General features: G+C 48.2%; 2 protein-coding genes and 3 rRNA genes. 4 read left to right on the top strand and 1 reads right to left on the bottom strand.

Going from position 1 to position 5,956, the window contains the following annotated elements:
* From ACZ4TR_RS49315 to rrf, 4 genes are all read left to right on the top strand, one after another.
* On the top strand, nucleotides 1-349 hold a 349-nt coding region (locus ACZ4TR_RS49315; protein ID WP_465296152.1), incomplete at its 5' end, for a DNA gyrase C-terminal beta-propeller domain-containing protein.
* Between the two features lie 242 nt (nucleotides 350-591).
* Nucleotides 592-2,143: ribosomal RNA gene (locus ACZ4TR_RS49310) — 16S ribosomal RNA — on the top strand.
* Between the two features lie 146 nt (nucleotides 2,144-2,289).
* Nucleotides 2,290-5,211 (top strand): 23S ribosomal RNA (locus ACZ4TR_RS49305).
* A gap of 49 nt (nucleotides 5,212-5,260) precedes the next feature.
* Nucleotides 5,261-5,376 (top strand): 5S ribosomal RNA (gene rrf, locus ACZ4TR_RS49300).
* Together the 16S, 23S and 5S rRNA genes form the textbook arrangement of a ribosomal RNA operon.
* A 201-nt stretch (nucleotides 5,377-5,577) precedes the next feature.
* Here the strand turns inward: rrf and ACZ4TR_RS49295 are convergent.
* A partial coding sequence (locus tag ACZ4TR_RS49295; protein WP_465296150.1) for a GTP pyrophosphokinase occupies nucleotides 5,578-5,956 on the bottom strand: 379 nt, incomplete at its 5' end.

The following is a 5,956-nucleotide window of genomic DNA, read 5'->3' as shown; positions in this document are numbered from 1 at the left end:
GGATGTAAATGTTCTAATTGTAACCAAAAATGGTTATGGAAAACGTACACCAATTGATGAATACCGTCTACAAAGCCGTGGTGGTAAAGGTCTGAAGACTTGTAATATTACAGATAAAAACGGTAAGTTAGTAGCTGTTAAATCTGTAACAGGTGAAGAAGACATCATGTTAATTACGGCAGCGGGTGTTATTATTCGTATGCCAGTTGATCAAATCTCTCAAATGGGACGTAATACACAAGGTGTTCGTCTAATTCGTTTAGAGGATGAGCAAGAGGTAGCGACGGTAGCAAAAGCACAAAAAGATGAAGAAGAGGAATCTAATGAAGAGGTTTCTTCTGAAGAATAAGAGGGGGGATTTTCCTCCTCTTATTTTTTTATAATAATACTTGCATAGCATTAGAAAACTCTATATAATAGGCAGAGTCAGCAAATGAGGGATACAAATTACCTTAAAAAACTTGTTGACGAAAATAATATACTATGATATATTATAAAAGTCGCTGAAACGCGATATTGAACTTTGAAAACTGAACGAAACAAACAACGTGAAACGTCAATTTTTATTTTTAGATGCTAGACAAACTAACTTTATTGGAGAGTTTGATCCTGGCTCAGGATGAACGCTGGCGGCGTGCCTAATACATGCAAGTCGAGCGAATGGATTGAGAGCTTGCTCTCAAGAAGTTAGCGGCGGACGGGTGAGTAACACGTGGGTAACCTGCCCATAAGACTGGGATAACTCCGGGAAACCGGGGCTAATACCGGATAACATTTTGAACTGCATGGTTCGAAATTGAAAGGCGGCTTCGGCTGTCACTTATGGATGGACCCGCGTCGCATTAGCTAGTTGGTGAGGTAACGGCTCACCAAGGCAACGATGCGTAGCCGACCTGAGAGGGTGATCGGCCACACTGGGACTGAGACACGGCCCAGACTCCTACGGGAGGCAGCAGTAGGGAATCTTCCGCAATGGACGAAAGTCTGACGGAGCAACGCCGCGTGAGTGATGAAGGCTTTCGGGTCGTAAAACTCTGTTGTTAGGGAAGAACAAGTGCTAGTTGAATAAGCTGGCACCTTGACGGTACCTAACCAGAAAGCCACGGCTAACTACGTGCCAGCAGCCGCGGTAATACGTAGGTGGCAAGCGTTATCCGGAATTATTGGGCGTAAAGCGCGCGCAGGTGGTTTCTTAAGTCTGATGTGAAAGCCCACGGCTCAACCGTGGAGGGTCATTGGAAACTGGGAGACTTGAGTGCAGAAGAGGAAAGTGGAATTCCATGTGTAGCGGTGAAATGCGTAGAGATATGGAGGAACACCAGTGGCGAAGGCGACTTTCTGGTCTGTAACTGACACTGAGGCGCGAAAGCGTGGGGAGCAAACAGGATTAGATACCCTGGTAGTCCACGCCGTAAACGATGAGTGCTAAGTGTTAGAGGGTTTCCGCCCTTTAGTGCTGAAGTTAACGCATTAAGCACTCCGCCTGGGGAGTACGGCCGCAAGGCTGAAACTCAAAGGAATTGACGGGGGCCCGCACAAGCGGTGGAGCATGTGGTTTAATTCGAAGCAACGCGAAGAACCTTACCAGGTCTTGACATCCTCTGAAAACCCTAGAGATAGGGCTTCTCCTTCGGGAGCAGAGTGACAGGTGGTGCATGGTTGTCGTCAGCTCGTGTCGTGAGATGTTGGGTTAAGTCCCGCAACGAGCGCAACCCTTGATCTTAGTTGCCATCATTAAGTTGGGCACTCTAAGGTGACTGCCGGTGACAAACCGGAGGAAGGTGGGGATGACGTCAAATCATCATGCCCCTTATGACCTGGGCTACACACGTGCTACAATGGACGGTACAAAGAGCTGCAAGACCGCGAGGTGGAGCTAATCTCATAAAACCGTTCTCAGTTCGGATTGTAGGCTGCAACTCGCCTACATGAAGCTGGAATCGCTAGTAATCGCGGATCAGCATGCCGCGGTGAATACGTTCCCGGGCCTTGTACACACCGCCCGTCACACCACGAGAGTTTGTAACACCCGAAGTCGGTGGGGTAACCTTTATGGAGCCAGCCGCCTAAGGTGGGACAGATGATTGGGGTGAAGTCGTAACAAGGTAGCCGTATCGGAAGGTGCGGCTGGATCACCTCCTTTCTATGGAGAATTGATGAACGCTGTTCATCAATATAAGTTTCCGTGTTTCGTTTTGTTCAGTTTTGAGAGAACTATCTCTCATATATAAATGTATGTTCTTTGAAAACTAGATAACAGTGTAGCTCATATTTTTTAATTTTTAGTTTGGTTAAGTTAGAAAGGGCGCACGGTGGATGCCTTGACACTAGGAGTCGATGAAGGACGGGACTAACGCCGATATGCTTCGGGGAGCTGTAAGTAAGCTTTGATCCGAAGATTTCCGAATGGGGAAACCCACCATACGTAATGGTATGGTATCCTTACCTGAATACATAGGGTAAGGAAGACAGACCCAGGGAACTGAAACATCTAAGTACCTGGAGGAAGAGAAAGCAAATGCGATTTCCTGAGTAGCGGCGAGCGAAACGGAACATAGCCCAAACCAAGAGGCTTGCCTCTTGGGGTTGTAGGACATTCTATACGGAGTTACAAAGGAACGAGGTAGACGAAGCGACCTGGAAAGGTCCGTCGTAGAGGGTAACAACCCCGTAGTCGAAACTTCGTTCTCTCTTGAATGTATCCTGAGTACGGCGGAACACGTGAAATTCCGTCGGAATCTGGGAGGACCATCTCCCAAGGCTAAATACTCCCTAGTGATCGATAGTGAACCAGTACCGTGAGGGAAAGGTGAAAAGCACCCCGGAAGGGGAGTGAAAGAGATCCTGAAACCGTGTGCCTACAAATAGTCAGAGCCCGTTAATGGGTGATGGCGTGCCTTTTGTAGAATGAACCGGCGAGTTACGATCCCGTGCGAGGTTAAGCTGAAGAGGCGGAGCCGCAGCGAAAGCGAGTCTGAATAGGGCGTTTAGTACGTGGTCGTAGACCCGAAACCAGGTGATCTACCCATGTCCAGGGTGAAGTTCAGGTAACACTGAATGGAGGCCCGAACCCACGCACGTTGAAAAGTGCGGGGATGAGGTGTGGGTAGCGGAGAAATTCCAATCGAACCTGGAGATAGCTGGTTCTCCCCGAAATAGCTTTAGGGCTAGCCTTAAGTGTAAGAGTCTTGGAGGTAGAGCACTGATTGAACTAGGGGTCCTCATCGGATTACCGAATTCAGTCAAACTCCGAATGCCAATGACTTATCCTTAGGAGTCAGACTGCGAGTGATAAGATCCGTAGTCAAGAGGGAAACAGCCCAGATCGCCAGCTAAGGTCCCAAAGTGTGTATTAAGTGGAAAAGGATGTGGAGTTGCTTAGACAACTAGGATGTTGGCTTAGAAGCAGCCACCATTTAAAGAGTGCGTAATAGCTCACTAGTCGAGTGACTCTGCGCCGAAAATGTACCGGGGCTAAATACACCACCGAAGCTGCGAATTGATACCAATGGTATCAGTGGTAGGGGAGCGTTCTAAGTGCAGTGAAGTCAGACCGGAAGGACTGGTGGAGCGCTTAGAAGTGAGAATGCCGGTATGAGTAGCGAAAGACGGGTGAGAATCCCGTCCACCGAATGCCTAAGGTTTCCTGAGGAAGGCTCGTCCGCTCAGGGTTAGTCAGGACCTAAGCCGAGGCCGACAGGCGTAGGCGATGGACAACAGGTTGATATTCCTGTACCACCTCTTTATCGTTTGAGCAATGGAGGGACGCAGAAGGATAGAAGAAGCGTGCGATTGGTTGTGCACGTCCAAGCAGTTAGGCTGATAAGTAGGCAAATCCGCTTATCGTGAAGGCTGAGCTGTGATGGGGAAGCTCCTTATGGAGCGAAGTCTTTGATTCCCCGCTGCCAAGAAAAGCTTCTAGCGAGATAAAAGGTGCCTGTACCGCAAACCGACACAGGTAGGCGAGGAGAGAATCCTAAGGTGTGCGAGAGAACTCTGGTTAAGGAACTCGGCAAAATGACCCCGTAACTTCGGGAGAAGGGGTGCTTTCTTAACGGAAAGCCGCAGTGAATAGGCCCAAGCGACTGTTTAGCAAAAACACAGCTCTCTGCGAAGCCGTAAGGCGAAGTATAGGGGGTGACACCTGCCCGGTGCTGGAAGGTTAAGGAGAGGGGTTAGCGTAAGCGAAGCTCTGAACTGAAGCCCCAGTAAACGGCGGCCGTAACTATAACGGTCCTAAGGTAGCGAAATTCCTTGTCGGGTAAGTTCCGACCCGCACGAAAGGTGTAACGATTTGGGCACTGTCTCAACCAGAGACTCGGTGAAATTATAGTACCTGTGAAGATGCAGGTTACCCGCGACAGGACGGAAAGACCCCGTGGAGCTTTACTGTAGCCTGATATTGAATTTTGGTACAGTTTGTACAGGATAGGCGGGAGCCATTGAAACCGGAGCGCTAGCTTCGGTGGAGGCGCTGGTGGGATACCGCCCTGACTGTATTGAAATTCTAACCTACGGGTCTTATCGACCCGGGAGACAGTGTCAGGTGGGCAGTTTGACTGGGGCGGTCGCCTCCTAAAGTGTAACGGAGGCGCCCAAAGGTTCCCTCAGAATGGTTGGAAATCATTCGTAGAGTGCAAAGGCATAAGGGAGCTTGACTGCGAGACCTACAAGTCGAGCAGGGACGAAAGTCGGGCTTAGTGATCCGGTGGTTCCGCATGGAAGGGCCATCGCTCAACGGATAAAAGCTACCCCGGGGATAACAGGCTTATCTCCCCCAAGAGTCCACATCGACGGGGAGGTTTGGCACCTCGATGTCGGCTCATCGCATCCTGGGGCTGTAGTCGGTCCCAAGGGTTGGGCTGTTCGCCCATTAAAGCGGTACGCGAGCTGGGTTCAGAACGTCGTGAGACAGTTCGGTCCCTATCCGTCGTGGGCGTAGGAAATTTGAGAGGAGCTGTCCTTAGTACGAGAGGACCGGGATGGACGCACCGCTGGTGTACCAGTTGTTCTGCCAAGGGCATAGCTGGGTAGCTATGTGCGGAAGGGATAAGTGCTGAAAGCATCTAAGCATGAAGCCCCCCTCAAGATGAGATTTCCCATAGCGTAAGCTAGTAAGATCCCTGAAAGATGATCAGGTTGATAGGTTCGAGGTGGAAGCATGGTGACATGTGGAGCTGACGAATACTAATAGATCGAGGACTTAACCATATAATATGTAGCAAATGTTATCTAGTTTTGAAGGAATATGCCTTCATAGTTTGGTGATGATGGCAGAGAGGTCACACCCGTTCCCATACCGAACACGGAAGTTAAGCTCTCTAGCGCCGATGGTAGTTGGGACCTTGTCCCTGTGAGAGTAGGACGTCGCCAAGCAACTGTAAGACGAGTCAGTATGACTCGTCTTTTTTGTGTTTTAAACTTTTTATCCCGCGTTAACGGACAGTAAAACTCCCACCTCAAAATTCAGTTGGAGCAAAGAAGTTAGGTGGGAGATCAACTGTCCGTAAAAGTCCGATTGGTTCAACTAATAATCAGTGGGGGATGAACAAAACCCCCACTGATTAAAGTTTCACTTTATAGTGGTAACATAATTTGATTTGAGCATGCTTCAATATCATCAATATCTTGGCGGATTGTTGCCATTTTATTATCGAGGTCTTCAGCTTTCATTGCTGCGTCATGTAGTTCATCTTTTAAATACTCAGGTATTTTCCCTTCATATTTATAATAAAGTTTATGTTCTAAACTTGCCCAGAAGTCCATTGCAAGTGTACGTAACTGAATTTCTGCAAAGACTTCTTTTGTACCAGAATTCAGTGATAAAGGATATTTAATAATCATGTGTAAACTTTTATAGCCGTTTCCCTTTGGATTAGCGATATAATCTTTTACCTCTATGATTTCCATATCTTCACGCTTTTGAATGACTTCTTTTAAATGATAAATATCTTCT

This window comes from Amycolatopsis sp. NPDC028719 (assembly GCF_055565395.1).
Note: the sequence above shows the minus strand (reverse complement) of the source record. Positions and strands in the feature narration are given on the sequence as shown.